Raw genomic sequence first — 24617 nt, 5'->3', positions numbered from 1 at the left:
TGAGTACGAACATGGACGGCGACCGACCGAAGCCCGAAATAGACCGAATACGGTTGCTGCCGGTTCTCTGCGACCCGCAGACCAGTTGATAGCGATGACGCATGCTCATTCGCGCGATGATTAACAATTGTCGCGAGGCTTGCGGACATCGGGTTTAACCCTGCGTTTCCGCTTTGAGCCGGCAGTTTCCTCTACTTATTTAAAGGAGTGACTGCAGATGAAAATACGTCTCGTTAACAATGGTGTATTCGCACCGGTTGAAGACATTAACCAAACGCTTTTGCCGCCCAAAGAGGGCTTTTATTGGATTGACGCCGATGTTGAGGACTTGGCTGTTCTGCAGCCTTTATTCAACATGCATGACCTGGCCGTCGAGGATTGCCTCAGCGAAGAGGAGCAACGTCCGAAGATCGAAATTTATGAAAGCCATTATTTTATCGTTATAAACAGCATTCGTTTCGATGACGAAGAAATTTTTCTTCGCGCGCTGAACATTTTTCTCGGCCGCCACTTTATTATTACCGTTACGAAACAAAAAATTAATGAGCTTCGCGCGCTGAAGCCGCTCCTCTGGGAACAAGAGGTCAGCAGTCCGGACTACTTCCTATATCATCTCGTCGACATTGTCGTCGATAACTATTTCCTCGTAGGCGATCGGATCGATGATCGAATCGAATTGCTTGAAGAAAATATACTCATGCATACGAAGAAATCGCATCTGAATGAAATTATAGGTTTGCGCGGCGAAATATTATGGCTTCGCAAGATGCTCGGTCCGCAGCGCGACGTTATCGCGACATTGAATAAGAAGGATCTCAAGCTGATCGACGACCAGCTCCAGAAGTACTTCAGCGATATCTATGAAAATGCGCTGAAGATCGCCGAGTCATTCGATACGTACCGCGATCTGATGGGCAACTTGCGGGAAGCTTACCAGTCCAGCGTCGCCAACCGGGCCAATGAAATTATGCGCGTGTTCACGGCGATTACGACCATATTCATGCCATTGACGTTCATCACCGGCATATACGGGATGAATTTCGACTTCATACCCGGATTGGACTTACACTATGGCTCTTACGTCCTGCTTGGCGTTATGCTGCTGCTCGGCATTTGCATGTTCTACATTTTCCGCAAAAAGGAATGGCTATGACCCCGTCGCAAGCGTACAAGAATAAGGCCGCGTTCCGCAAGCTTATCCAGCTTGAAGGAGACGCGGCCTTTTTTTGCCGATAACGGCTAATTCATTTATAATAGAAAGGTCGTTACGCGACCACCCTGTAGCGACGAAGGAGGATTAACGTGAACATTAGCCAGCTTGAAACGCTCCTCACGATTTCCAAGACGATGAGCTTCCGCAAAGCGGGCGAGCTTCTCAACCTCACGCAGCCTGCCGTTTCCGCACAAATCAAGAGCCTTGAGGATGAGTTCAAAACCGTTCTAATCGATCGTAACCAACCCGTTACCTTGACCGATCACGGTCAAGTTTTTTTGGAGCATGCCGAGCAAATATTGTCGATCGTAGAGGAGCTTAAGCAGAAGCTGTCCGATCTGCATTCGACCCCGCAAGGTCATATTGTGCTTGGAACGACATCATCTATTGCGATTCAAATTCTGCCCCGAGTTTTATCTTATTTTCAGAACCAGTTCCCTTTAATTAAGACATCCATTCATTCCATGTCTTCATCGCAAGTCATGGCAAGCGTCGAGAACGGCTCCGTTGACATCGGCATTTCATATCTATTCGAGAAAAATCCGAACGTCCATTCTTCCGTGCTCTATTACGATACGTTTGAGCTTGTCGTACCGCCGGCGCATCCAATGAGCAGCCTCACTCATACGACAGTCGATAAATTAAAGGATATCCCAATGATAATGCTCGCGCCGGATACGCTCGGCCGCCGATTCGTCGATCAAATTTTTCGCAAATACAATATTCAGCCCAATATCGTCATGGAAGTGTCAAGCAGCGAGGAAATGAAACGGATGGTCGAGATCAACCTCGGCGCGGCTGTTGTATCTAAACTTTCCATCGCCAATGAGCTTCGGTTGGGCACACTGAAGATGATTAAAGTAAATGAGCTTGAGATTAGCCATCCCGTAGGCGTGGTCTACAAATCCGGCCGCTACTTAAACACGGCGATGCGCCAGTTTCTTAGCGATTTGAAGGGGATGCCGGAACATCATTTCATAAGCAGCGAATAACAGCAATAAGGTTCATTTCTGCACATATCTCGACAGATAGGAGCGATTCCAAAATGAAATTTGATATGCACACGCATCATGTAAGATGCGGCCATGCGAACGGTACAATCGAGGACTACATCATTGCGGGGATGGAGGCCGGGCTGCAAGCGATCGGCATTTCCGACCACTCCCCCTATTTTTACCATGAGCAGGATCAGCCTTCGCCGGGAATCGCAATGGCCCGCAGCGATTTTGCCAACTACATAGAAGAGGTGCTTCGCTTGAAGCGCAAATACGATGGCAAGATCGAGGTGCTGCTCGGCATGGAATCCGACTTCTATCCCGAACATGCGGACGTTTATCGGAAAGCATATGCGGGCATACCATTCGATTATTTGATCGGATCGGTCCATCAAGTCGGAGGCGTCAGCATCTTCAACCGCAACCGGTGGAAGGGACTTGACGAGAAGCGGCATATCGAGGCGAAGGAAGCCTATTACGATCTCATTAAGCAGTCGGCGCGAAGCGGGATGTTCGATATATTAGGCCACATTGATGCGATGAAGGGCTACTACCCTGCATTCTCGGATATTCCGGCGGCAGCGGCGATCGATGATACGCTGCGAACGATCGGGGAATGCGGCGTGTCGATCGAAATCAATACGTCGGGCAGCACGAAGGCTGTCGGCGGCTGGTATCCGTCGGATGCGATACTGGAGCGGGCGCTCCACTTCGGCGTCAACGTCACGTTCGGATCGGATGCCCACATCCCTGGCCGGGTCGGAGACGAGTTCGAGCTCGTGCGCGAGCGATTGAAGGAAATCGGCTTCAAACAGTGGGTATTCTACCGCAAGCGCACGCAAATAGTCGTGCCTCTATAGAAAATTTTAGGTAAATTTTGGGTAACTCTTTTGTATTTAGACAAAAAAAGTGGACCTGCACGTCGCAGGTCCCAAGGGATATATTAAAAAAGGGGGTCTTGTTTATTATAATAGCCCCCAAATGTAATACGTTCATAACAGAACCATTTCAATTGTGTAACAAATTCGAGGGAGTTGGAACATCATGTGGCTCTTCACGGCCATCAGCAGCGCGTTTTTGTTTGGACTAGCCGGCTGGTGGATGAAAGTATCCCAAATGCGCGGCGGTTCGTCTGCTATGCTGCTGCTCGGTTTGTATGCGGCCGGCTCTCTGGGCTTCGGCGTTCATTCGGCGATCGAAGGCAATCTATCGATGCTTGGCAGCCCGAAAGTGTGGATCGCCGGCATCGTTATCGGAATCGGTTCCGCGCTTGGCAACTCTTTGTTCATGAAAGCGCTCGAATACGGCCCGGCAAGTCTTACATCGCCTTTAACGAATATGAACATTATTCTGGTCGTTGCGCTCGCAACCTGGTGGTACGGCGAACCGCTATCGGCAAACGAAGCTCTCGGCATTACGCTGCTGCTTTTAGCAGTCGTCTTCGTTGCCCATAAGCGCAAAGAACCGCTATCCATTTCCGAGAAGCGCTGGTTCTGGCTCGTAGGCATCGCGATCATCATGTTCGCCCTTCGCAACGGTGGCTTGAAGGTTACGGAGGAGCTTGGATTGCCTAGCGCTCCGATTCTGTTTATAGCTTATCTGTTATCGATGCTGTGGTTCATTCGACCGGTAGGCAAGGACGTTCCCCGCGCTTCCGTTCGAACCGGCTTATGGTATGGATTAATCGCCGGATTATTTTCCTACGGCGGACTTCAGTTATATGCGGTGGCGCTATCGACGGGACAAGCCAATCTGGCAGCCCCTATATTCGCGACGAACAGCCTCGTTGTCGCAGCCGGAGCTATTATCGTATACAAGGAAAGGCTATCCATTATGCAATGGACAGCCTTTATACTTACGTTGCTTGGTCTAATCGTTATTCGGTTGTAGCTTAAGGCAGATCGATCAGCATAACTCTGCTGTTCTCGGATGCAGTCAGGACTAGCTCCTGCTCATCCGCGATCCTCGCCGAATCTCTTCTGCGTAGCGTTGTATCCCCATTCACATCTATCGTTCCTTCCAGTACGAACAATAATGTTCTTCTCCCCTGCTCGGCTGTATATACGTGACTGCTGCCTTTCTGAGGCTCCGACAAGTAGATGGACATATCCTGATGAATCGAAGCGACTCGCCCTGCTTGCTGTTTCGTTTCATCGCCGCTTACGATAAGCGTCAGTCCTTCTTTAATAGCATCCGTATCGAACGCTGTCGTTTCATAAGAAGGCTTCAGGCCCGTTACCGACGGCAAAAACCACATTTGCAGCAGTTCCAGCGATTCCTCCTCCGATCGGTTATATTCCGAATGAAATAAGCCAGTGCCCGCCGACATACGTTGAATGCCTCCCCATGTCGTCTGCGCCGTATTGCCGATGCTGTCTTTGTGCTCCAAATGGCCGTTTAACACAACCGTTACGATCTCCATCTCTTGATGTGGGTGCATGCCGAAACCTTTGGAAGGTGCAATCCAATCGTCATTTAGTACACGCATTGGGCCAAACTGCATGTTGTTCGGATCATAATAATCAGCAAACGAGAAGCTAAAGCTGCTACGAAGCCAACCGTGGTCCGACTGAAATCTATCTCCTTCGCGATGTATTTGCAACATGTTTATCCCTTCCCTGTTGAAATTTTATTGAATCAAAGCGTCGATGGAATAGTCTCCCGCCCCTGTAAGAGCGACGCCGAGCAGCACCGCAATCAATACCAAGTTGTATTCGTAGCCGTTGCTAGTCGACCAGAGTCCGTTAGCGCCATGCACTTTGACAATTGCAACCAGCATCGTTCCGATCAGAAGTACCGCCCCCAGCCAAGTAACGAATCCCGCCGCGAACAACGCACCGCCAATCAATTCAGCCGCCCCTGCACCCATTGCCATCAACACGCCAGGCTTCATGCCAATGGATTCGAGCCAGCCTGCTGTACCTTTAATCCCATACCCCCCGAACATTCCAAACAATTTCTGGGCGCCATGGCCTACCATCAACAAACCAATAATGACCCTAATAATCAATAACCCCGTATCCAACATTTTAATCTCACCCTTCGTCTTTTTTTGTTTTTTGCATGTATCATGCTATGGAACTTATAATATTATTGTTACTTTCTTTTGTCAAGTATATAACAACTATAAAGTTTTTTGTGATTTCCCTTCTATTGCACTTACTTTTTGTTCGTACATATGCTACAATGGAAATACAAAAAGCGGGGTGATACGGTTGGATTATTCGACAATGTGCCCAAAGTATGAAGCCGCGGCTGACATATTAGGAAAAAAATGGACTGGCAGAATTATTCGGGTTTTGCTTGGCGGGCCAAAACGGTTCAAAGAAATTAAAGAGCAAATTCCCGAAATGAGCGACAAGATGCTAACGGACCGAATGAAGGAACTCGAGTCGCAGAACATCATCAACCGGAACGTATATCCGGAGATGCCTGTACGGATCGAGTATGATTTAACGGATAAAGGTCGTGAGCTTCAACCTGTTATTGAGTCGATTCAAAAATGGGGCGAAGAATGGATGTGACAAAAAACCGCGGTTGCGGTTTTTTTGTTCTTCCGGAACTTGTTCTTGTTTTTGTTCTTGTCTTGTTCTTGCTCTTGTTCTTGCTCTTGCTCTTGCTCTTGCTCTTGCTCTTGTTCTTGTTCTTGTTCTTGTTCTTGTTCTTGTTCTTGATTTTGTTGATCTGCCATCTGCTGGTTTGCCCACATCTCTCCCTCCACGTCTGGACTCACATTTAGAAGGAAAAACTACCGTTATTATCATCCGAATTTCAAATTCCACCATATTAACCGGAATTATTACCTCTATTCCTGTTCTCCCAGACGTATTTTTGCAGTTATCAAAAATGAACAGTAGCAATTCCCGTTATTTCACTAAATGATGGCTATATAGATGATCCAGCTATTATTACGACGAACAGTTTGAATCAAGATAGAATTGGCCTTCCATAAGCATATCCACTATAATCATAAGCAAGAGACGAGGAACGTCCCGCATTTAGCCGAACTATGGCTATTGCGGGGCGTTTTTTTATGGAGAGGATGATAGGTATGAATTTTGATGTAGCCCATCGTAAGTATATCCAGCATCATCTTGAACAGCGTAGAGGCGAGCGAAAGGGCCGCTTGGAAAGAGGTCATAATCACGCTGAATATCTATTTCTGCGCGACGTTTGGTGGCCGCTCCAAGGCAACTTTAACCATCTGCATCCCGAATACGAAGTGCCCGATTGGCGAGGACGTTCCTACTTTGCGGATTTTTCCTGGCTTCCGGGACAAGTAAAACTTCTATTTGAGATTAAAGGCTTCGCCTCGCACGTTAGAGATATGGATAGGCAGAAATACTGCAGTGAACTCAATCGAGAAATGTTCTTGTTTGCTATGGGCTACCATGTGCTCTCCTTTGCCTATGACGACATCGAACAGCGACCTGATCTTTGCATATCCATGCTCAGAATGTGCTTGAGCAGGTTTCAGACGCATAATACAAAAATAAGCCGTGCCAATCTTAATGAGAAAGAATTTGTTTTTCTCGCATTACAGAATGCACATTCCATCAGACCCAAAGACGTTGAGCAACATTTCGAGATTGACCATAAAACCGCGATCCTAATGTTACAAAGGTTAAAAGAAAAAGGTTGGTTACAACCAACTTATGGTGCTAAGCAAGAAAGAGTTGTTCGTTATTCTCTGACGAAAGACGCCATTAACGGCTTACTATAATTTAACTGGAATTTCTCCTGTTAATTATTCAGCTTGCGAATAGCCAAAAAAATTACTGGAATTTCTCCTGTTAATTTCACCACTAACTGCTGGTAACTCTAGAATGGTTAATTTTAACAGGAGAATATCCAGTTAATTACGAAAAAAAGGCCATATTTTCTGAAATAACGGGAGAAAACGGAGCTATTTACCACAGAGGTTATCAAGCGACGGGCTTGGAAAGTTGGTGTGGAGGGTGCGGGGTGCGGTTTAGTGTACCTTTTGGTTAGACGTTTGGATTGGCGCGTATAGTATTAGCGTGTCCGGGATATGGTTTGGAGCTTGAGGGTGGCGGTTATTTTCAGTCTGGGAAGAAGTAAGCTTTCATAGCTAGCAGGTAATTGACAAAACGCACGGCCATCCGTTATTATTGATAATAATTATCAATATCATTAAATGCTTACATGCGGCATCGTGTTCCAGATACCGCCTCCCCAACTAAACAAACCCCCGGCGTCGCCGAGGGCTTGTGAATAAAGATAATGGCAGACAGGGTTGTTACATACCCAGCCATTTTTTGAACAGGTGTTTCGTCGTATCCTTGTTGATCGCAGCGATCGATGTTGTAAGCGGAATGCCCTTCGGACATGAGCGCACGCAGTTCTGCGAGTTGCCGCAGCCTTCGATGCCGCCGTCCGTCATAAGCGCGTCGAGACGCTCTTCCTTGTTCATCTCCCCTGTCGGGTGAGCGTTGAACAGGCGTACCTGCGAGATTGCTGCAGGACCGATGAAGCTGTTGCGATCGTTAACGTTCGGGCATGCCTCGAGGCAGACGCCGCAAGTCATACATTTGGACAGCTCGTACGCCCATTGGCGCTTCGTCTCAGCCATACGCGGCCCAGGACCGAGATCGTACGTACCGTCGATCGGTATCCATGCTTTCACGCGCTTCAGCGCACCAAACATACGCTCGCGGTTAATGACAAGGTCACGAACGACTGGGAACGTGCTCATTGGCTGCAGGCGAACCGGCTGCTCGAGCTTGTCGATCAGGGCGCTGCAGGCTTGACGCGGCTTGCCGTTGATTACCATCGAACATGCGCCGCATACTTCTTCGAGACAGTTGGAGTCCCAGCATACAGGCGCGGTTTTGCCGCCGTCCGCTTTGGTCGGATTACGTTGAATTTCCATCAGACCGCTAATGACGTTCATATTAGCACGGTATGGAATCTCGAACTCTTCCGTATAAGGCGCCGAATCGGGAGTATCCTGCCTAGTGATGATAAATTTAACCGTTTTTGTAGCAACAGTCGTTTCAGCCATCGTAAGTTATTCTCCTTTCTTCTTGTCGCTGGAGTAGTCGCGTTTACGTGGTTTGATCAGGCTTACGTCAATATCCTCGTAAGAGATTTGCGGGCCTTCCTTCGTCCACTTCGCAATTGTCGACTTCATATACGTATCGTCATCGCGTTCAGGGAAATCAGGTTTATAGTGAGCGCCTCGGCTTTCGTTACGCATTAATGCGCCAAGCGTCATCGCTTCGGACAGCTCAATCATGTTCCATAATTGGCGAGTGAAAGCAACGCCCGAGTTGTTCCAAGCTGCTGTATCGTTGATATTAATGTTGTTATAACGTTGCTTAAGCTCTTTGATCTTGCCGATCGTAGCTTCCAGCTTATCGTTGAAGCGAACGACCGTCATATTGTTCGTCATCCACTCGCCAAGCTCTTTGTGAATAACGTACGCATTTTCGTTGCCGTTCATTTTCAGGATGCTGTCGTACTTATCGGTTTGGCGTTTCGCCTCGCGATCGAATACGGACGACGAGATATCCTCAGCCGATTTCTTAAGGCCTTTGATGTACTCGACCGCTTTCGGACCAGCAAGCATGCCGCCATAAATAGCGGAGAGCAAGGAGTTGGCGCCGAGACGGTTCGCGCCGTGGTATTGATACTCGCATTCGCCGGCCGCGAACAGACCCGGAATGTTCGTCATTTGATTATAGTCAACCCACATGCCGCCCATCGAGTAGTGAACCGCAGGGAAGATTTTCATCGGGATTTTACGAGGGTCGTCGCCCATGAACTTCTCGTAGATCTCGATAATGCCGCCGAGCTTGACGTCCAGCTCCTTCGGATCTTTATGGGACAGGTCAAGGTAAACCATGTTCTCTTGGTTAATGCCAAGCTTCTGGTCTACGCAGACGCTGAAAATCTCTCGTGTCGCGATATCCCGGGGAACGAGGTTTCCGTATGCCGGATATTTCTCCTCAAGGAAGTACCAAGGCTTGCCGTCCTTGTAGGTCCATATGCGTCCTCCCTCCCCGCGCGCCGATTCCGACATCAAGCGAAGCTTGTCGTCGCCCGGAATTGCCGTCGGATGGATCTGGATGAACTCGCCGTTCGCGTAGTTGACGCCTTGCTGATATACGGCACTGGCCGCCGTGCCCGTATTAATAACCGAGTTCGTCGTTTTGCCGAAAATAATGCCAGGACCTCCGGATGCTAAAATAACCGCATCCGCGCGTACCGAACGAATTTCCATCGAGCGCAGATCTTGAGCGGATACGCCGCGGCATACGCCGTCGTCGTCTAATACAGCGCCAAGGAATTCATAATGCTCGTATTTCGTTACGAGACCGGCTGCTTCCCAGCGGCGTACTTGCTCGTCAAGCGCATAAAGCAATTGTTGGCCGGTCGTAGCGCCTGCGAAGGCTGTACGGGAATGTTTCGTACCGCCGAAACGACGGAAATCGAGCAAGCCCTCGGAAGTACGGCTGAACATAACGCCCATCCGATCCATCAAGTGGATGATGCCCGGCGCAGCGTCGCACATCGCCTTGACCGGCGGTTGGTTCGCCAGAAAGTCGCCGCCGTATACCGTATCGTCAAAATGCTCCCACGGGGAATCGCCTTCCCCTTTCGTATTAACCGCTCCGTTAATGCCGCCTTGCGCACATACGGAATGGGAACGTTTAACCGGTACAAGAGAGAACAGATCAACGTGTACGCCCGCTTCTGCCGCTTTGATGGTAGCCATCAAACCGGCCAGACCGCCGCCAACGATGATAATTTTATTTTTTGCCACAACGTTTCACTCCTTGTCCATAAGACTTACCTATATTCAGACCATCACTAACCGATATTCGTAAGCGCCAATGCGGCACTTGCAGCTTCTTTGAATTCATCGCCCCTGAACGCAACGAGCGAGAGAATGAACAGCGCGGAGACGATTACGAAAACACCCATGCAAATGTAGGAAGAGATGCGCTGCGCTTTCGGGCCGATCGTAATGCCCCAGCTAATCAGAAACGCCCACAGGCCGTTGCTGAAGTGGAATATCGCCGCCAGCACCCCGATTACGTACAATACGAAATATAATGGGCTGCTCGCAATCAGGTTCATCGTCGAGCCAAGCTCTTCATGCGTAATGTTGCCGAGATACACTTGCAGCCGCGTCTGGTACACATGCCAGAATACGAAAATAAATGTAATGACCCCCGTTACGCGCTGCGCCGTAAACGCCCAGTTTCTTCCGTATTGGAAGCGTCCCGTATTGGAATTCGATTGGTATGCGACATAGAGGCCGTAAATACCATGGAACAATAGCGGGAGGTAAATGCCGAAAATCTCGAGCAGCGGCAGCACAGGCAGGCTGTTAATAAAATGCACGCCCTTGCTGAAGCCCTCGGGCCCGCGCTCGAACGCTTGATAGTTCGTCAAGCCGTGGACGACGATAAAGCCGCCAAGCGGAATGATGCCAAGAAGCGAGTGAAGCTTGCGCGAGAAATACGAGTTTCCTTTCATGTTCTTCCTTCTCCTTTCAAGACTGTAGTTGCAAACTTTCCATCTTACATTCTAAGATTTATAAGTTTGACACTTATGTACTTAGAATTTGTGCGAAACGTATGCTCATATCGCCAGAGACGGTTAGAGCCGTTTCCGCTTAAACAAACCATTCACCATTGTAACCCCAGCATGTACCTCCGTCAACAAAACTCGACACAACTTAGTCACACTTTCCATCCTACTCCTTTTCAGCTTATAATGGAATTGCTTATTTTTTATAATTTCTTATAACAAAATGACATAAGGGGATTTTGTCGTGTATGAGGAGCTCCATGTATTCTCTGTAATCGTCGAGCAATCGAGTATGAACAAAGCATCTGCCCTGCTCAATCTGTCGCAGCCCGCCCTTTCTCGGAAGATCGCCAAGCTGGAGCAGGATATCGGCTCGCCGCTGTTCCGGCGTATCGGCAAACGACTGGAACTGACAAGAATCGGCCAGCTAACGTATGAATATGCGATCGAGCTTAGGCAACTTCATCGCAAATATTTGCAAACGGTAACCGAATTCACGGCCACCGGGCGTTCCTCTCTCACGATCGGCGCAAGCCTCACGACGCTGCAGACGACGCTGCCGGATCTTATTCAAATGCTGACGAGCGCGCATCCCGAGGTTGATATTAAAGCGATAACCGGCAAGACGCATGAAATCGTCTCCCTTGTCCGGGAGCATAAGGCCGACATCGGAATCGTCGCCTCCAGCATTGAGGATTCGACGCTGCGCTGCTTGCCTCTGTTCGACGATCATCTATTGCTCATTCTGCCGCGCAACCAGGTCGTTACCGACAAAGGCTCGCTTGGCATTATGGATTTGGACGGCATGCCGATGATTCTGTTCTCGAGGGGAACATGGTACCGCGTATTGACCGACGAGCTATTCGATAAATACCAATTGCAGCCCGACGTCCGGATGGAGATCGATTCCTTCGAAGCGATCCTTCGATTGCTTCACACTTGCCGAGCGGCAACGCTGTTGCCGCAATCGTATATGCGCCAGCAATTGATCGATGACAACGAGCTAGTCGTCGTCCCGATCCGCGAGCTGGAGGATACGAAGCGTACGACTTCGCTGATCCATGCCGACCCTGCGGGCCTTAGTTCGTCCGTCCGGCTTTGGATTAATGAAATTGCGGCTCGATTCCCGAGCAAGCAGGCGTAACGTAAAAAAACAGCGGCAAGATGCATTAGCCGCTGTTTTCATCATTTCCAATATATCGCTTTCGAATCCATAAGTTGGCCCATCGATTAGCGTATAACCGTCGCCTCGAAATCCTCGATTTGCTCGTTCGTCCCGATAATAACCATAATGTCGCGTTCCGTAAGCACATCCGTCGCGGAAGGAGCAATAATAATGCCGTTCGCCTTATTGATTGCGACGATGCTGCAGCCGAATCTAGCCCGAGGATTAAGGTCGTTCAGCGACTTGCCGTTCAAGCACTTCGGAACGGCAAGCTCGGCGATCGTATAGTCCTTGGACAGCTCGATATAATCGAGCAGATTAGGCGATACGAGCTGATGCGCGACTCGGATGCCCATATCCCGTTCCGGATAGACGACGCGGTCGACGCCGATCTTCTCAAGAACGCGGCCATGCAATTCGGACATGGCTTTCGCCACAACCTTTTTCACTCCAAGATCCTTCAATAATATAGCCGTTAAAATACTAGCTTGTATGTCATCGCCAATCGCAACGACCCCGCAGTCGAAATTACGAACGCCAAGCGAGCGAAGCGTCTCCTCGTCCGTGCAATCGGCCGATACGGCGTACGTAAGCACACTGCTCATATCTTGCACCGTTTCTTCATCCAAATCGATGCCAAGCACCTCGTGGCCGAGCTCGATGAGTTCCCTCCCGAGGCTCGATCCGAACCTTCCCAAGCCTACAATGACAAACTGACTGTGTTTGATAGCCACCTGTAAATCCCCTATCCAATTGTTATTTTACCTTCCGGATGCCGGTACAACTCTTTGTCTGTTCCAGGCCCTAATGCATAAGCGAGAGTAAGCGGACCCAGCCGTCCGGCAAACATCGTAACCATGATGATCATCTTGCCTACATGGCTTAATTCGGGCGTCAGGCCGACCGATAAACCGACGGTGCCGAAAGCGGAAGTAGCTTCGAACAATATTTTCAAAAACGGTTGATCCTCGATTGTTGCCAATACCATCGTTACGACAACGACGAGCGTAAGAGACAAGATGGTAATGGTCAACGCTTTAAAAATACGTTCTTTGGCCATCCTGTAGCGGAAGAAGACGATATCCTCGCGACCGCGAATCATCGAGATTACGGCACCGACAAGCAAGGTGAACGTCGTCGTCTTGATCCCGCCCCCTGTCGAGCCCGGCGATGCGCCGATGAACATGAGAATAATCGTGAAGAAGACGGTTGCCTGCCTTAGGGCGGTATAGTCGAGCGTATTGGCTCCCGCCGTACGCGGCGTAATTGCTTGGAAGAAGGAGGCCCATATTTTGCCGCCCCAATCGAGAGACCCAAGCGTCAGCGGATTTGTAAATTCGAAAATGAACAAGACGAGCGCGCCGATACCGATGAGTGTTCCCGTCATTGCGAGTACGACCTTACTATGGAGCGATAGTTTGCGCTTCCTCCGATATTCAAGCAGATCGGACATCACCACGAAGCCTAATCCGCCGAATACGATGAGCGACATCGCGGTTATATTAACGATAGGATCGGATACATACAGCATTAAGCTGCGATATTCCCCAAATATGTCGAACCCGGCATTGTTGAACAACGATACGGCGTGGAAGGCGCCGAAGAAAGCTGCCTTGCCAAGCGGCATGTCGAACGAGAAACGGAACGTGAATAATAAAAAACCTGCCAGTTCGATCGACAACGAGTAGTAAAGGACTCGCCGAATGAGCTTGACGATGCCTTCCATGCTCGTCTGATTCATCGACTCTTGGAGTATGAGCCGTTCACGCAGCGAGATCTTCCTGCGGAAGACGAGTGCGACAAGCGTCGCCATAGTCATGAAGCCGAGACCGCCGAGCTGGAACAGCACCATGAGCACGATCTGACCGGCTGTCGAGAAATACGTGCCGGTATCGACAACGACCAGTCCGGTAACGCATGTTGCCGACGTCGCCGTGAACAAAGCGTCAATAAAGTCGAGTCGTTCCCCGGTCGCCGAAGCGAAGGGCAGCGAGAGGACAAACGCCCCCAGCAATATAATAATAGCGAAGCCGCTGACGATTATTCTTGGCGGCGACCAATTCTTCACATTCCAAATCCATGCAAAATTCACTATGATGTGCACCTCGATCTTCTTGAAATCTCCTGCGTTACGGATATAAACGCACAAAAAAAAGCACTGGAAACTGAAAGTGCTCATGAAGATGAGTCCTGTTCCAATACGCCTACGAGGTTAGCTGACGGATTCGGGCCTGGACAGGCAGCCCTATTCAATCGCCGGAGACTTGCCCAGCGCTGTTGAAATTCACCCCATGCCGCCGGATGTCCGGCAACAATTATGGTTCCCCCGTTTTCTTAAAGAAATTCGGCAGTGCTATTCATTTGGTACGACGTTATCGATTATAAGCCTAAATACGGCTTAGCATAAAGCTATCATTGCTCACAAAAGCGGCGATATTCGACCAAAAAGACGCAGTTAAGCGCATCAGCTTGCCCTACGCTTCATGCACATCGTTATTTCGCGGGTTTATGAAACAATTGTGAAAATAAACAGCTATTTTCAATGGATAATTCAGGGAGCGTTGTGATATGGTAGTATAGAATGCTTCATCCTACTCTTATTCGCATGAGGTGAACCAATGATTGATTCGATCCAGCACAAGGAATGGAAGCGTTACATAGGGGCAGCCGTTGCCTGTCTTATTATTTACATGTTCATAGACATCGTTCCATTAATCAAAGCAAGCGAGTCGGATGAATACGGCGGCAAGGCAATCAGCAAGGCGGAAGCGGAGCAGACCGCTTCGAAGTTCGCCGAGGAGCTAGTCGGACGCGAGGCGGATTCCGCCAATGCCGTCCATCAATCCGATAAGCTTATGAACGGCTATATCTCGCGCGACGAGTTGACGGAGGCTTATGCCGATCAATACGATAAGCAGTTTCCGACCGATACGTACCAAGTCGAGGTGGACTTTGACGGCGCGGGCGGTAAAGGTTACGTCTACGTCCATATGCAGAACAAGCGTATTGTAGCTTGGAATTTGCATGGCGGCGAGCCGGTCGTCGACACCGATCCGAGGCTAAACGAGCAAGCTATTGCACTGCTCGAAGAGCAAGGCTTCCGCGCGGAAGAGTTAACGAGCGGTGCGGCATATCCGAACGGAGAGTGGGGCGTGAAGCCCGCGGGTTATACGATTGGCGAATCGCAGCTGCAGGTTACGGTCGCCGTAAGCATGATTGACGGCAAGCCCGTCATGATAAAATACAAGCCAAGCTTCATCGCGCCGGCCGAGTATAGGGATTACGTAGAGGGCCAGGACAGATGGGCGCAATTCATGACCGGTTTCGGCTTCATCCTAATGAGCTTCATCCTATTCGTACTTGCGGTCATCTATGCCGTTCTCTACCGGAGGCATACATCGTTCAAGCGCGGAATCGTCCTTACCATTATCTACTTCGTCACTTATGTGATTATCAATCTGAACGTGCTCGACGGCATAAGGGCATCGCTTGGCGAACAAACTGATTTTAGCGGACAGATATTAATTACCGCCGTGTTCACCGTCCTGCTGTCCATCCCAATGGCAGGCTCGATCTACATTTCGCTCGTCGCCGGCGACGGCTTGTGGAAGGCGCAGGGACGCTCCTTATGGCCGAGGTTCGGCCAACCCGGGTATGGCACCTATGTATGGCGCAGCATGGGACTTGGCTACTGTTTCGCCGCCATTCTGTTCGCGCTGCAAGCGGCCATCTTCATCGGTTTGAAATACACGATCGGCACATGGTCTACGAGCGACGTGACGCAATCTCCTTATAATATGGCCTATCTATGGCTGATGCCCGTGCTTGCTTGGGCCGCTGCTATATCGGAAGAAGCGGTATTCCGGTTTTTCGGCATCGGCTTGTTCCGCAAATGGTTCAAAAACACTTTCGTCGCCGCACTTATTCCTACGATATCCTGGGCGCTCGGCCACGTCATGTATCCGCTCTACCCGTCTTCGACGAGGCTCATCGAGCTTATGATTATCGGGCTCATCTTCAGTTTCATCTTCGTCAGGTACGGCTTGATCACGGCTATGTTCACCCATGCGATATTCAATAGCGTCGGCGTGGCGATCACGATCTTCACCGTCGGCTCGGCGTTCGATATCGCATCCGGTGTCTTCTTCGTCATTCTGCCGATTCTAATCGCGTATGTAATCAAGTACATGGGCAACAAAAAAGAGAAGAATCCGCCGGTTACGACGGTTCTTCCCTTAGAGCGGCAATAATTTGCCCGGCGAGCTTATCCCCTATAGAGAGAGGCCTGAAGTCTTCGACGGAGGCCTCTTTTATTTTGCGGATCGAGCCAAAATGCTTGAGCAGCAGCTTGCGCCGCTTCTCGCCGATACCCGGGATCGAATCAAGCTTCGATTCCACCATCGACTTGGCGCGCTGCTCGCGGTGGAACGAGATCGCGTAGCGATGCACCTCGTCCTGGATGCGCTGCAGCAGGTAGAACTCCTGGCTGTCTCGAGGCAGAGGCACAACTTCCGGCGGATCGCCCGTCATAAGCTGAGCCGTCTTATGCTTCGCATCCTTCACTAGGCCGCAAACGGGAATCGATAAGCCAAGCTCATTCTCGAGGATGTCCAGCGCGGCCGAGATTTGCCCTCTGCCGCCGTCGACGACGATCAGATCCGGCGGTGTCAACTGCTCCTTAAGGACGCGCTCGTAACGTCTGCGGATGACCTCGCGCATCGTTTCGTAATCATCCGGCCCTTGTACGGTCTTGACCTTGTACTTGCGGTACTCCTTCTTGTCCGGCTTGCCGTCCGTGAAGACGACCATCGCCGATACGGGATTCGTCCCTTGAATGTTCGAGTTGTCGAACGCCTCGATGCGGCGCACCTCGGTCAGTCCAAGCCATTCGGCAAGCGACTCCGACGCCTTCACGCTCCGCTCTTCATCGCGGGCGATCAGCCTGAACTTATCCTCCAGCATGACGCGCGCATTCTCCATCGCCATCGAGACGACTTCGCTCTTGCGTCCGCGCTGCGGCATAAGCACTTTCACCTTCAGCCAGCTATGAAGGGAAGCCATCACATCGTCCGCGCGGGAGCCTGCCGCCGCTTCATCCGATTCTTCCAGAATCGCTTCTCTATCTTTCGAAGCTTCCGGTTGCGCTTGCTCCGTCTCCAGCTCCGGAGGAAGCGGCAAGAAGATCTGCTTCGGCAGCGCAGGGTTATCGCTGTAATATTGCGTTACGAACGTCATGAAATCATCGTACTCTTCGCCGTAATACGGGAAAGTCGTCGCGTGACGCTCGATCATTTTGCCGTTGCGCATATATAGGATTTGGACGCACATCCAACCCTTCTCCACCGCATAGCCGAATACGTCGCGGTCGAGCGCATCGGAGAGCGTAATCTTCTGCTTCTCCATGACAGCCTCGATCGCTACGATCTGATCGCGGAATTCTTTCGCCCGCTCGAATTCGAGGTCCTCCGCTGCCGCTTCCATCTTCCGCTGAAGCTCCGCCTTGACGACGTCCTGACCGCCGCCGAGGAAGCGCGTAATCTCTTGAACCATCGTGTCGTAAGATTGCTGCTCCACCTCGTACTCGCAAGGAGCAAGGCATTGGCCGAGGTGATAGTACAGACACACCTTATCCGGCAACGTCTTGCACTTGCGAAGCGGATAGATTCTCTCGAGCAGCTTAAGCGTCTGTTGCGCCGCGTAGGCATTCGGATAAGGGCCGAAGTACTTCGCTTTGTCCTTCACGACGCGCCTCGTTACTTCCAGACGCGGATGCTTCTCGCTCGTTATTTTAATATACGGAAACGTCTTGTCGTCCTTGAGCAGCACGTTGTATCGCGGATGATACTGCTTGATTAAATTGCATTCCAGAATGAGTGCTTCCATATTGCTGCCGGTTACGATAAATTCGAAATCGCGAATTTCCGAGACGAGCCGCTGCGTCTTGCCGTTGTGGCTGCCGTTGAAATACGAGCGCACCCGGTTCTTCAGCACCTTCGCCTTGCCTACGTATATAATGACGCCGTCGCCGTTCTTCATCAGGTAGCAGCCCGGACCGTCGGGAAGCAAGGCTAGCTTGTTCCGTATAAGTTCCTTTGCCGCTAGATGTTGCTGTTCCATGCTTGCACCTCCGATTGCCATACAATCCTGTTCACATTTTAGCATAAACGGGCGATATTTTGTCTCATATTTGTCACCACTCGTTGCTTTACAATTGTTCGACTGTTTCGGTATACTAATATAAGTTGAAATAGCCGATACTGTAGAGGAAACCGCTTGCGGCTGTTGCTGCAGCATTCGGTCTTTCAAGGAGGACGTCAACGATGGAAAACGTTAGAGATCCGCGCGAGCATTTCAATGAAGAGCCTCGCCACGACTTGATGGACGTCGTATTCGGTTTCGGCGGCATGCTTGGTTTCATGACCTTAGTGTTCGCTGTAGCCGTAATCGTAAAGTTCGTCATCTCGTAATGCAATTAAAGGAGGATAGGCCGCCTGGCCTATCCTCCTTTAATTTATATACCGTTACTCTATTGGACAATACGCAGGCCGTCGCCCGATGCAGCGTTGTCGCGACCTTTGGTCGATTGCTGCTCGGATTGATTTTGCTTCGAGGAGGGCTGATCGTATCTCGTTCGTTCCAAGCGATCGATCTGTACGATTCGGCCGTCATGGACGGTAATCGTAACATGCCCGTATTGCAATCCGCCAACCTGCTCCGCAATTCGCTCCAGCCACTGCTGATCCACTTCCAAAGGTTTCGCCATATGAATCCCTCCACTTATATGATTGATTTGCCGCGGCTCTGTTCGTTAATGCTGAGAAGACGACTTCCACTCGACAATGCTTTTCACGATCAACGTTACGACTGCGAGCATGACGAGCAGAGAAGCTACTGCGAACGAAGCCGAAAACTGGTATTCGTTGTACAAAATTTCGATATGAAGCGGAAGCGTGTTCGTTTCTCCCCGAATATGACCGGACACGACGGATACGGCGCCGAATTCACCCATCGCGCGGGCATTGCAAAGAATAATGCCGTAAAGCAAGCCCCACTTGATGTTCGGCAAAGTAACCCGCCAGAAGATTTGCCAGCCCTTCGCCCCGAGGCTCGACGCTGCCTCCTCCTCCTGTACGCCCTGTGCCTGCATATGCGGGATCAGCTCCCGCGCGACGAACGGCACGGTTACGAAAACCGTTGCCAGTACGATGCCCGGCAATGCGAATATGATTTGGATGCCCCTGTCGTCCAGCCAAGGACCGAGAAAGCCCTGCGCTCCGAACAAGAGCACGTAGACCATGCCAGATATGACAGGCGATACGGCAAACGGCAGATCGATCAGCGTAATAAGTATATTTTTGCCGCGAAAACGGAATTTCGAGATGGCCCACGCCGCCGCGATACCGAACACGGTATTGAGCGGTACGGCGATGAGCGCTGTCGTGAGTGTCAACTTGAGCGCCGACATCGCGTCCGGATCCTTGATGGAATCGATATAAACGCCTACGCCTTTCTTGAACGCTTCTACGAATATCGACAGGAGCGGAAGTACGACGATGAGGCCTAGAAATAGCAGCGCTATTGCAATGAGTATCCAGCGTACCGGCCCGGACTCGGTGACATGCTCCGGCCGTTTCGACGCTTCTTTGTTTAAATGAACGGTAATTGTTCCAGCCATACTTGATTACTCCTCCTCCGTTTGGATGGTCGGCTTAAGGATTGCTCAAGCAAGCAAGCTCATCGCTTGCCTATCTCGCAATGGTCCTCCGATTCATTTGCCATTGCAATAAATTGATGACCAAAAGCATGAGGAACGAGACAATCAGCATGACGAGAGCTATTGCCGTCGCGCCTGCGTAATCGTATTGTTCGAGCTTCGTCATAATTAGCAGCGGCGTAATCTCCGTCTTAAGCGGCATGTTGCCGGAGATGAATACGACTGAGCCATACTCGCCAATGCCCCTTGCGAATGCCATCGCGAACCCTGTTACCAGCGCCGGCATAAGCTCGGGCAAGATGACTTTCCAAAACGTGCGGAGTCGGTAAGCGCCCAGCATAACGGCGGCTTCTTCCGTTTCTTTCTCTAGATCCTGCAGCACCGGCTGCACCGTCCGGACGACGAACGGGAGGCCGATGAATATTAGCGCAATCGTAATGCCAATCGGCGAGTAAGCGACCTTGATGCCAAGCGGCGCCAAGTAAGAGCCGATCCAGCCGTTCGGCGCGTAGATCGCGGTTAAGGCGATTCCCGCAACCGCCGTCGGCAGCGCGAAGGGCAAGTCGACTAGGCTGTCGATCAGCTTTTTGCCGGGAAAACGATACCTTACAAGCACCCACGCAATGAGCATCCCGAACACCAGATTGACAAGTCCGGCGAAGAAAGCGGTCAAGAAGCTGACCCGGTAGGCGGCGAGAACTCTCGCGCTCGTCACCGTCTTCCAAAACTCAGGCCAGCTAAGCTCGAACGTCTTGAATAATACGGCGCTAAGCGGGATTAACACGATAACGCTTAGATAGAAGATGGTGAAACCCATCGATAAGCCAAAACCCGGCAAGACGTTACGGGGCTTGGAACCTTTCATGTGAAGTCAGCTCCAGTCGTATAGGGATCGCGCATTAAGAACCTGGGGTATAGATTTTGTCGAAAACGCCGCCATCCGCGAAATGTTTTTCCTGCGCTGTTTTCCAACCGTCGAAGTCTTGGTCGATCGTGAGCAATTCAAGGTCTTTGAACGTTTCTTTGTATTTCGCAAGTACTGTTTCGTTGATCGGACGGTAGTAGTTTTTCGCTGCGATTTCTTGGCCTTCATCGGAATAGAGGTATTTCAAGTAAGCTTCCGATACTTCACGCGTACCCCGCTCGTCAACGACTTTGTCTACAACGGCTACCGGTGGTTCAGCCAAAATGCTGAGCGAAGGATATACGATCTCGAATTTGTCCGGGCCAAGCTCGTTGATCGACAGGAACGCTTCGTTCTCCCAAGCGAGCAGCACGTCGCCGATACCGCGTTCTACGAAGGTCGTTGTTGAACCTCGTGCGCCGGAATCGAGAACCGGTACGTGTTTGAACAATTCCGCTACGAACTCTTGTGCTTTTGCTTCGTCGCCGCCGTTTTGTTTCAACGCGTAGCCCCATGCGGCAAGGTAGTTCCAACGAGCGCCGCCGGATGTTTTCGGATTCGGCGTAATGACTTCAACTTTATCTTTAATCAGGTCGTTCCAATCTTTGATGCCTTTCGGGTTGCCTTTGCGTACGAGAAATACGATTGTCGATGTGTATGGAGCGCTGTTGTGCTCGAACTTCGACTGCCAATCTTCATTGATAAGTCCTGGCTCCACGATCGCGTCGATGTCATATCCAAGCGCGAGTGTCACCACGTCTGCTTTCAAACCGTCGATAACGGCGCGGCCTTGCTTGCCGGAACCGCCATGCGATTGCTTGATCGTCACTTCTTGGCCCGTCTCTTCTTTCCAATGCTTCGCGAAAGCTTCGTTGTACTCGACATAAAGTTCGCGAGTAGGGTCATACGATACGTTAAGCAGCTCAACTGGCGGCTTAGGCTCAGCCTTGGCCGGCTCATCCGTTGCGTTAGTTGCTGGAGCATCCGTTGCTGCATTTGCTGGTTTATTTGTAGTTGTATTCGTGTTGTTGCCGGATTGGCCGCAAGCCGCTAGTACCAACGTTAATGCGAGAATAATAACGACCGACCGTACATGAGTTATCTTTTTCATGAATAATTGCACCCCTTATTTGTTGTTTACAGGCCATGACTTTAGGGTCATGAGCGGTTAGGTGTCAACTCCGGTGGTCCGGTCGCAAAACATTTAATTCCTACCTGTTTAGTTGGTTATGGGAGAATTCTACCAGCGTAACCGCAAGACTGTCAATAGGTTATTTCAAAAAAATTAATGAAGGGCATAAGATCGACTTATAATGGTTTTTGGAATGGCAATTAAGGCAGCGGGGTTGGTTGAGGAGGAATAGCGAAAGGTTTTTTCGCTATTTCCAGCGGACCCTGCAACAATGCAAAAAAAAGCCTTGGCCCACAGATACAATGTATCGTGCCAGCCAAGGCTTTACCTTTATTTATTTGCGGCCGCGTTTATTCTCGCCAGTAACCATCAAGACTTCCACATAAGGCCTGATTCGGTCCATAATCCGTTGTCCCTTATGGAGCTCCTCTCCATCTTTGCTCGTAAAGCTGAAGTGCTTCTCAAGCGCATCCAGCTCGTAGTTCGACGTGTAGAAGGTCGGCTTGCGCTCCATCCGGTAATTGAGAATCGCTCCGAGCACATGGTCCCGAACCCAGGGATTCAAGTTCTCCGCGCCGATATCGTCGAAAATAAGAAGGTCGGTCTCCTTCATCATTTCGACCGTCTCCTTCAGTTTGCCCGGCTCATGCATGAGCGACTTCAAATCCTCGACGAAGTCGGGCATGTAGACGATAACGCCCGAATGGCCTTGCTTCGCAAGCTCCTGCAGCATATAGCACATGAGGAATGTTTTGCCCGTGCCGAAGCGTCCGGACAGGAACAGTCCCTCCTGCTGCAAGCCATGCTCCTTCGTACGGTCGATATAACGCAGCAATTGTCCAACCGCCTTGGCACGCTCGAGGTCGTTCGTCAGAATCTCGTCGGACGAGTAGCCGCGTCTTAGCGCCGCGTCGTCAACATAGAAGCTGCGAATACGGCTGCGAATCTTCTGCTCGCTTTCGCGGGCAACGAATTTCTTGCATGCGACCTTGCGGTCATACAGTTGAACGCTACCGTTCACCGTCTCCGAGCTAAGCAGCGTATAGTGGCCTTCGAAGTCGTTCGGGCAAAGGTCCAACCCCGGACAATGAGTACAATTGCGGTATTCCGTTACATATTGATATACGCGGTTAAGGTTCAGACGGATCGCCCGCTCGTCAAGCTCCGGGTACCTCACAAGCAGCTTCTCCACAAGCGGGTCGGCCATGAGCTCCTCCATCTTCTGCTTCGCTTGATCGGTAATAGACCTTCCTGTCGGCCAAGCTTTCAATAAATCACCTAGCGATTCCATCCTCCATCACCTCGTCTCTATTATTTGCCATCGATCTTCCGGGCAAGCTTCCGCAGCTCCTCCAATTCATCGGCCGATACGGCAGCGCCTGGCTGTCCGTCCTGCACGATGGGGATGGACGGCTTGCGGGATGTCCCGCCGCCGCTTCGGCTTCCACGGCCGCCGCTTCTCGCTCCGGCGGCGCTATAGCTGCTCACCGCTTCCTTGCGGCGTTCCTTATCCTGCTCCACTTGAGCCTGTTCGCGAACGTATTGAACGGCCTTCTCGAAGCTGTCGATCTGCTGCATCAGCATATTCGATGCAACGGCGTCCAGAAACGCCTTCGTCACGCGCTGCGCATCATTCGCTCCAATAACATAATGAATAAGAACATTAATTACGGGCGCAGGAAGACGGTAGTTGAGGTCGATTCGCTCGAACACGCGATCGATCCATTCCGGCACTGCTCCAGGGAAGAAGCGCTGCAGGAACCGCGTATGCGGCTCATTGCGCATAAGCATGTTGTATTGCTGGATATCGCAGCGTCCGAGCAGCTGGCTCGGCACCTGCAAATAAAATTCCTCGTTGACGGCGAACTCCTCGTCCGGCTCCTCGGATTCTTCATCCGATCTTGCAGCCGCTTGCGAGCGGGCGATGACACGCTGACGGTCCCCCTCGCGTTTCTTGTCTTGCCGGTACAGCTGGTTGGCACGAAGCTGCAGCTCGTCAATCATAAGATCTCCGTTCGGATCGAAGATGCCGTCTTCATCGAGCAAACGGCAAATATCGACGACGCTTAAGCTGTACTTGTAAGCGACGTAATTCACTTGAGCGAGCTGCTCGTTATCGCTGCGCAGATGCTCGACGAAGCGGCGATTGGCCGAATTGCGCGGGAAGCGCATTATAATTTCCCCATAAGCGATACCCGCCGTCTCAAGCTGCTGTCTCGGGGCAGCCTGCCTAGCTGGGGCAACCTCGGTCAACGCCTGCTCCAGCTCGTCGTCTACCGATTGCATATTAAGCTTGAACAGCTCATAGAACGGCACCGAGATATTCTCTTTGGTCAATTGCGCATTCGCAAGCTCATCCGGCTCGTTAGCTCCGAACGACTCTCGCAGCGCAATGACCGCATACTTGCCAATCTTGTCGCGCAGCAGCATGGTCAGATGCATGTTGCGGAAAAATTCCGTCGGCGATAGCGGCTCCGACAGCTCGTATTCATAGATAACGTCGGCATTGTCGGGCATGCCTAGCCGTGAGGTCTGCAACAGCCCAACGGCCTCAAGCTTCGATGCCTGCTCGATCAAGTGTTTCCTGCTTCGCTCATTCATCTCAAGTCCTAAACCGAGAAATAGCTTTCGCTGAGGCTCCAGCTCCGAGAAACCGGACTGCCCTTCGGCGATTCCGTGATACAACTGCTGGTACAAAGCCACGGCAAAAGCGCCGATCATCGGCTGATAGATCAGCGATAGCATTTTGTAGTCCAGGCTGCTTAGCGAAAAATCACGAAATATGTAATAACGGTGGTGTTCCGTATAATGCAATATATTATTGATGCGCATCGCACCGACTCCATCCCAAACTTACTTTCTATCATTTTAGCACAAATCTCGCATATAAGGTCGAGTCGAAAAATAGAAAAATCCCCCGAATGAGGGATTT

The 24617-nt window shown here is 50.7% G+C and carries 24 protein-coding genes and 1 riboswitch; of the genes, 9 read left to right on the top strand and 15 right to left on the bottom strand.

The features are described 5' to 3' along the window. The first annotated feature begins 217 nt into the window (after positions 1–217). The 4 genes from corA to J2T14_RS14495 all read left to right on the top strand — a co-directional run bounded on the left by corA (position 218) and on the right by J2T14_RS14495 (position 4098). The gene (gene corA, locus J2T14_RS14510; RefSeq protein WP_307471812.1) at positions 218–1153 is read left to right on the top strand and encodes a magnesium/cobalt transporter CorA; all 936 of its coding nucleotides are present in this window, start codon (positions 218–220) and stop codon (positions 1151–1153) included. 149 nt (positions 1154–1302) lie between these two features. Beyond that, entirely contained in the window at positions 1303–2205 is a 903-nt protein-coding gene (locus tag J2T14_RS14505; protein WP_307206980.1) for a LysR family transcriptional regulator, read from the top strand. A 53-nt stretch (positions 2206–2258) separates the two neighbouring features. Next, the gene (locus J2T14_RS14500; protein WP_307471811.1) at positions 2259–3068 is read left to right on the top strand and encodes a histidinol-phosphatase; all 810 of its coding nucleotides are present in this window, start codon (positions 2259–2261) and stop codon (positions 3066–3068) included. A 184-nt stretch (positions 3069–3252) separates the two neighbouring features. Further along, entirely contained in the window at positions 3253–4098 is an 846-nt protein-coding gene (locus J2T14_RS14495; RefSeq protein ID WP_307471808.1) for a DMT family transporter, read from the top strand. Between the two features lies 1 nt (position 4099). Here J2T14_RS14495 and J2T14_RS14490 read toward each other — a convergent pair whose 3' ends face one another. Together J2T14_RS14490 and J2T14_RS14485 are read right to left on the bottom strand one after the other, a co-directional pair. Further along, positions 4100–4813 (bottom strand): pirin family protein, encoded by a 714-nt coding sequence (locus tag J2T14_RS14490; protein ID WP_307471806.1) that lies wholly within the window; start codon positions 4811–4813, stop codon positions 4100–4102. A 24-nt stretch (positions 4814–4837) separates the two neighbouring features. After that, complete coding sequence (locus tag J2T14_RS14485) at positions 4838–5236, bottom strand: DoxX family protein (protein ID WP_307471804.1); 399 nt, start codon at positions 5234–5236, stop codon at positions 4838–4840. Positions 5237–5423: 187 nt separating this feature from the next. Between J2T14_RS14485 and J2T14_RS14480 the strand changes: the two genes are divergently transcribed. Then, positions 5424–5732 (top strand): winged helix-turn-helix transcriptional regulator, encoded by a 309-nt coding sequence (locus J2T14_RS14480; protein ID WP_307206970.1) that lies wholly within the window; start codon positions 5424–5426, stop codon positions 5730–5732. Here J2T14_RS14480 and J2T14_RS14475 read toward each other — a convergent pair. Then, positions 5705–5917 (bottom strand): hypothetical protein, encoded by a 213-nt coding sequence (locus tag J2T14_RS14475; RefSeq protein ID WP_307471802.1) that lies wholly within the window; start codon positions 5915–5917, stop codon positions 5705–5707. The two genes, J2T14_RS14480 and J2T14_RS14475, sit on opposite strands and share 28 nt — an antisense overlap. A 342-nt stretch (positions 5918–6259) precedes the next feature. Here J2T14_RS14475 and J2T14_RS14470 point away from each other — a divergent pair, with 342 nt between their 5' ends. Beyond that, a complete protein-coding gene (locus tag J2T14_RS14470; RefSeq protein WP_307471800.1) occupies positions 6260–6931 on the top strand; it encodes a hypothetical protein in 672 nt (223 codons plus the stop codon). Positions 6932–7468: 537 nt separating this feature from the next. On the opposite strand, the gene sdhB is transcribed toward J2T14_RS14470, so the two are convergent. The 3 genes from sdhB to J2T14_RS14455 are packed head-to-tail and all read right to left on the bottom strand — an operon-like array spanning position 7469 to position 10716. Beyond that, positions 7469–8233 carry a succinate dehydrogenase iron-sulfur subunit gene (gene sdhB / locus J2T14_RS14465; protein ID WP_307206964.1) on the bottom strand — a complete coding sequence of 255 codons (765 nt, stop codon included), beginning with the start codon at positions 8231–8233 and terminating at the stop codon, positions 7469–7471. A gap of 6 nt (positions 8234–8239) precedes the next feature. Next, a complete protein-coding gene (gene sdhA, locus J2T14_RS14460; protein WP_307206962.1) occupies positions 8240–9997 on the bottom strand; it encodes a succinate dehydrogenase flavoprotein subunit in 1758 nt (585 codons plus the stop codon). A 47-nt stretch (positions 9998–10044) separates the two neighbouring features. Continuing rightward, positions 10045–10716 (bottom strand): succinate dehydrogenase cytochrome b558 subunit, encoded by a 672-nt coding sequence (locus tag J2T14_RS14455; protein ID WP_307471798.1) that lies wholly within the window; start codon positions 10714–10716, stop codon positions 10045–10047. 298 nt (positions 10717–11014) lie between these two features. On the opposite strand from J2T14_RS14455, the gene J2T14_RS14450 reads away from it, so the two are divergent. After that, a complete protein-coding gene (locus J2T14_RS14450; protein ID WP_307206959.1) occupies positions 11015–11914 on the top strand; it encodes a LysR family transcriptional regulator in 900 nt (299 codons plus the stop codon). Positions 11915–12000: 86 nt separating this feature from the next. Here J2T14_RS14450 and J2T14_RS14445 read toward each other — a convergent pair whose 3' ends face one another. Further along, positions 12001–12663 (bottom strand): potassium channel family protein, encoded by a 663-nt coding sequence (locus tag J2T14_RS14445; protein WP_307207124.1) that lies wholly within the window; start codon positions 12661–12663, stop codon positions 12001–12003. Positions 12664–12680: 17 nt separating this feature from the next. Then, the gene (locus tag J2T14_RS14440; protein ID WP_307206956.1) at positions 12681–14027 is read right to left on the bottom strand and encodes a TrkH family potassium uptake protein; all 1347 of its coding nucleotides are present in this window, start codon (positions 14025–14027) and stop codon (positions 12681–12683) included. 94 nt (positions 14028–14121) lie between these two features. Then, positions 14122–14295, bottom strand: a riboswitch (cyclic di-AMP (ydaO/yuaA leader). A 258-nt stretch (positions 14296–14553) separates the two neighbouring features. On the opposite strand from J2T14_RS14440, the gene J2T14_RS14435 reads away from it, so the two are divergent. Next, a complete protein-coding gene (locus J2T14_RS14435) occupies positions 14554–16185 on the top strand; it encodes a CPBP family intramembrane glutamic endopeptidase (RefSeq protein WP_307471795.1) in 1632 nt (543 codons plus the stop codon). On the opposite strand, the gene uvrC is transcribed toward J2T14_RS14435, so the two are convergent. Then, positions 16154–18052, bottom strand: a complete 1899-nt coding sequence (gene uvrC, locus J2T14_RS14430) for an excinuclease ABC subunit UvrC (RefSeq protein ID WP_307471793.1) — start codon at positions 18050–18052, stop codon at positions 16154–16156. The two genes, J2T14_RS14435 and uvrC, sit on opposite strands and share 32 nt — an antisense overlap. Before the next feature lie 203 nt (positions 18053–18255). On the opposite strand from uvrC, the gene J2T14_RS14425 reads away from it, so the two are divergent. Further along, positions 18256–18402 (top strand): YqzM family protein, encoded by a 147-nt coding sequence (locus J2T14_RS14425; protein WP_307206951.1) that lies wholly within the window; start codon positions 18256–18258, stop codon positions 18400–18402. A 59-nt stretch (positions 18403–18461) separates the two neighbouring features. Here the strand turns inward: J2T14_RS14425 and J2T14_RS14420 are convergent, their stop codons facing one another. The 6 genes from J2T14_RS14420 to J2T14_RS14395 all read right to left on the bottom strand — a co-directional run bounded on the left by J2T14_RS14420 (position 18462) and on the right by J2T14_RS14395 (position 24517). Further along, positions 18462–18698, bottom strand: coding sequence for a YezD family protein (locus J2T14_RS14420; protein WP_307206950.1), 237 nt, complete (start codon positions 18696–18698; stop codon positions 18462–18464). Positions 18699–18743: 45 nt separating this feature from the next. Continuing rightward, the gene (gene cysW / locus J2T14_RS14415) at positions 18744–19610 is read right to left on the bottom strand and encodes a sulfate ABC transporter permease subunit CysW (protein WP_307471791.1); all 867 of its coding nucleotides are present in this window, start codon (positions 19608–19610) and stop codon (positions 18744–18746) included. Positions 19611–19680: 70 nt separating this feature from the next. Then, entirely contained in the window at positions 19681–20514 is an 834-nt protein-coding gene (gene cysT / locus J2T14_RS14410; protein WP_307471789.1) for a sulfate ABC transporter permease subunit CysT, read from the bottom strand. A 34-nt stretch (positions 20515–20548) separates the two neighbouring features. After that, entirely contained in the window at positions 20549–21664 is a 1116-nt protein-coding gene (locus tag J2T14_RS14405) for a sulfate ABC transporter substrate-binding protein (protein WP_307471786.1), read from the bottom strand. Positions 21665–22019: 355 nt separating this feature from the next. Beyond that, complete coding sequence (dnaI, locus tag J2T14_RS14400; protein ID WP_307471784.1) at positions 22020–22976, bottom strand: primosomal protein DnaI; 957 nt, start codon at positions 22974–22976, stop codon at positions 22020–22022. A gap of 20 nt (positions 22977–22996) precedes the next feature. Beyond that, the gene (locus J2T14_RS14395) at positions 22997–24517 is read right to left on the bottom strand and encodes a helicase DnaB (RefSeq protein WP_307206941.1); all 1521 of its coding nucleotides are present in this window, start codon (positions 24515–24517) and stop codon (positions 22997–22999) included. Between the last annotated feature and the right edge of the window lie 100 nt (positions 24518–24617).

Source organism: Paenibacillus harenae (genome assembly GCF_030812415.1).
Taxonomy (GTDB): domain Bacteria; phylum Bacillota; class Bacilli; order Paenibacillales; family Paenibacillaceae; genus Pristimantibacillus; species Pristimantibacillus harenae_A.
This window is presented reverse-complemented; position numbering and strand designations above follow the sequence as displayed.

What these genes read in the sequence shown, in the direction of transcription:
- J2T14_RS14470 (WP_307471800.1), top strand. Translation starts at nt 6,260, where the DNA reads ATGAATTTTGATGTAGCCCATCGTAAGTATATCCAGCATCATCTTGAA.
- J2T14_RS14500 (WP_307471811.1), top strand. Translation starts at nt 2,259, where the DNA reads ATGAAATTTGATATGCACACGCATCATGTAAGATGCGGCCATGCGAAC.
- J2T14_RS14435 (WP_307471795.1), top strand. Translation starts at nt 14,554, where the DNA reads ATGATTGATTCGATCCAGCACAAGGAATGGAAGCGTTACATAGGGGCA.
- J2T14_RS14425 (WP_307206951.1), top strand. Translation starts at nt 18,256, where the DNA reads ATGGAAAACGTTAGAGATCCGCGCGAGCATTTCAATGAAGAGCCTCGC.
- cysT (WP_307471789.1), bottom strand. Translation starts at nt 20,514, where the DNA reads ATGAAAGGTTCCAAGCCCCGTAACGTCTTGCCGGGTTTTGGCTTATCG.
- sdhB (WP_307206964.1), bottom strand. Translation starts at nt 8,233, where the DNA reads ATGGCTGAAACGACTGTTGCTACAAAAACGGTTAAATTTATCATCACT.
- J2T14_RS14490 (WP_307471806.1), bottom strand. Translation starts at nt 4,813, where the DNA reads ATGTTGCAAATACATCGCGAAGGAGATAGATTTCAGTCGGACCACGGT.
- J2T14_RS14420 (WP_307206950.1), bottom strand. Translation starts at nt 18,698, where the DNA reads ATGGCGAAACCTTTGGAAGTGGATCAGCAGTGGCTGGAGCGAATTGCG.
- dnaI (WP_307471784.1), bottom strand. Translation starts at nt 22,976, where the DNA reads ATGGAATCGCTAGGTGATTTATTGAAAGCTTGGCCGACAGGAAGGTCT.
- corA (WP_307471812.1), top strand. Translation starts at nt 218, where the DNA reads ATGAAAATACGTCTCGTTAACAATGGTGTATTCGCACCGGTTGAAGAC.
- cysW (WP_307471791.1), bottom strand. Translation starts at nt 19,610, where the DNA reads ATGGCTGGAACAATTACCGTTCATTTAAACAAAGAAGCGTCGAAACGG.
- J2T14_RS14485 (WP_307471804.1), bottom strand. Translation starts at nt 5,236, where the DNA reads ATGTTGGATACGGGGTTATTGATTATTAGGGTCATTATTGGTTTGTTG.
- J2T14_RS14405 (WP_307471786.1), bottom strand. Translation starts at nt 21,664, where the DNA reads ATGAAAAAGATAACTCATGTACGGTCGGTCGTTATTATTCTCGCATTA.
- uvrC (WP_307471793.1), bottom strand. Translation starts at nt 18,052, where the DNA reads ATGGAACAGCAACATCTAGCGGCAAAGGAACTTATACGGAACAAGCTA.
- J2T14_RS14495 (WP_307471808.1), top strand. Translation starts at nt 3,253, where the DNA reads ATGTGGCTCTTCACGGCCATCAGCAGCGCGTTTTTGTTTGGACTAGCC.
- J2T14_RS14475 (WP_307471802.1), bottom strand. Translation starts at nt 5,917, where the DNA reads ATGTGGGCAAACCAGCAGATGGCAGATCAACAAAATCAAGAACAAGAA.
- J2T14_RS14395 (WP_307206941.1), bottom strand. Translation starts at nt 24,517, where the DNA reads ATGCGCATCAATAATATATTGCATTATACGGAACACCACCGTTATTAC.
- J2T14_RS14455 (WP_307471798.1), bottom strand. Translation starts at nt 10,716, where the DNA reads ATGAAAGGAAACTCGTATTTCTCGCGCAAGCTTCACTCGCTTCTTGGC.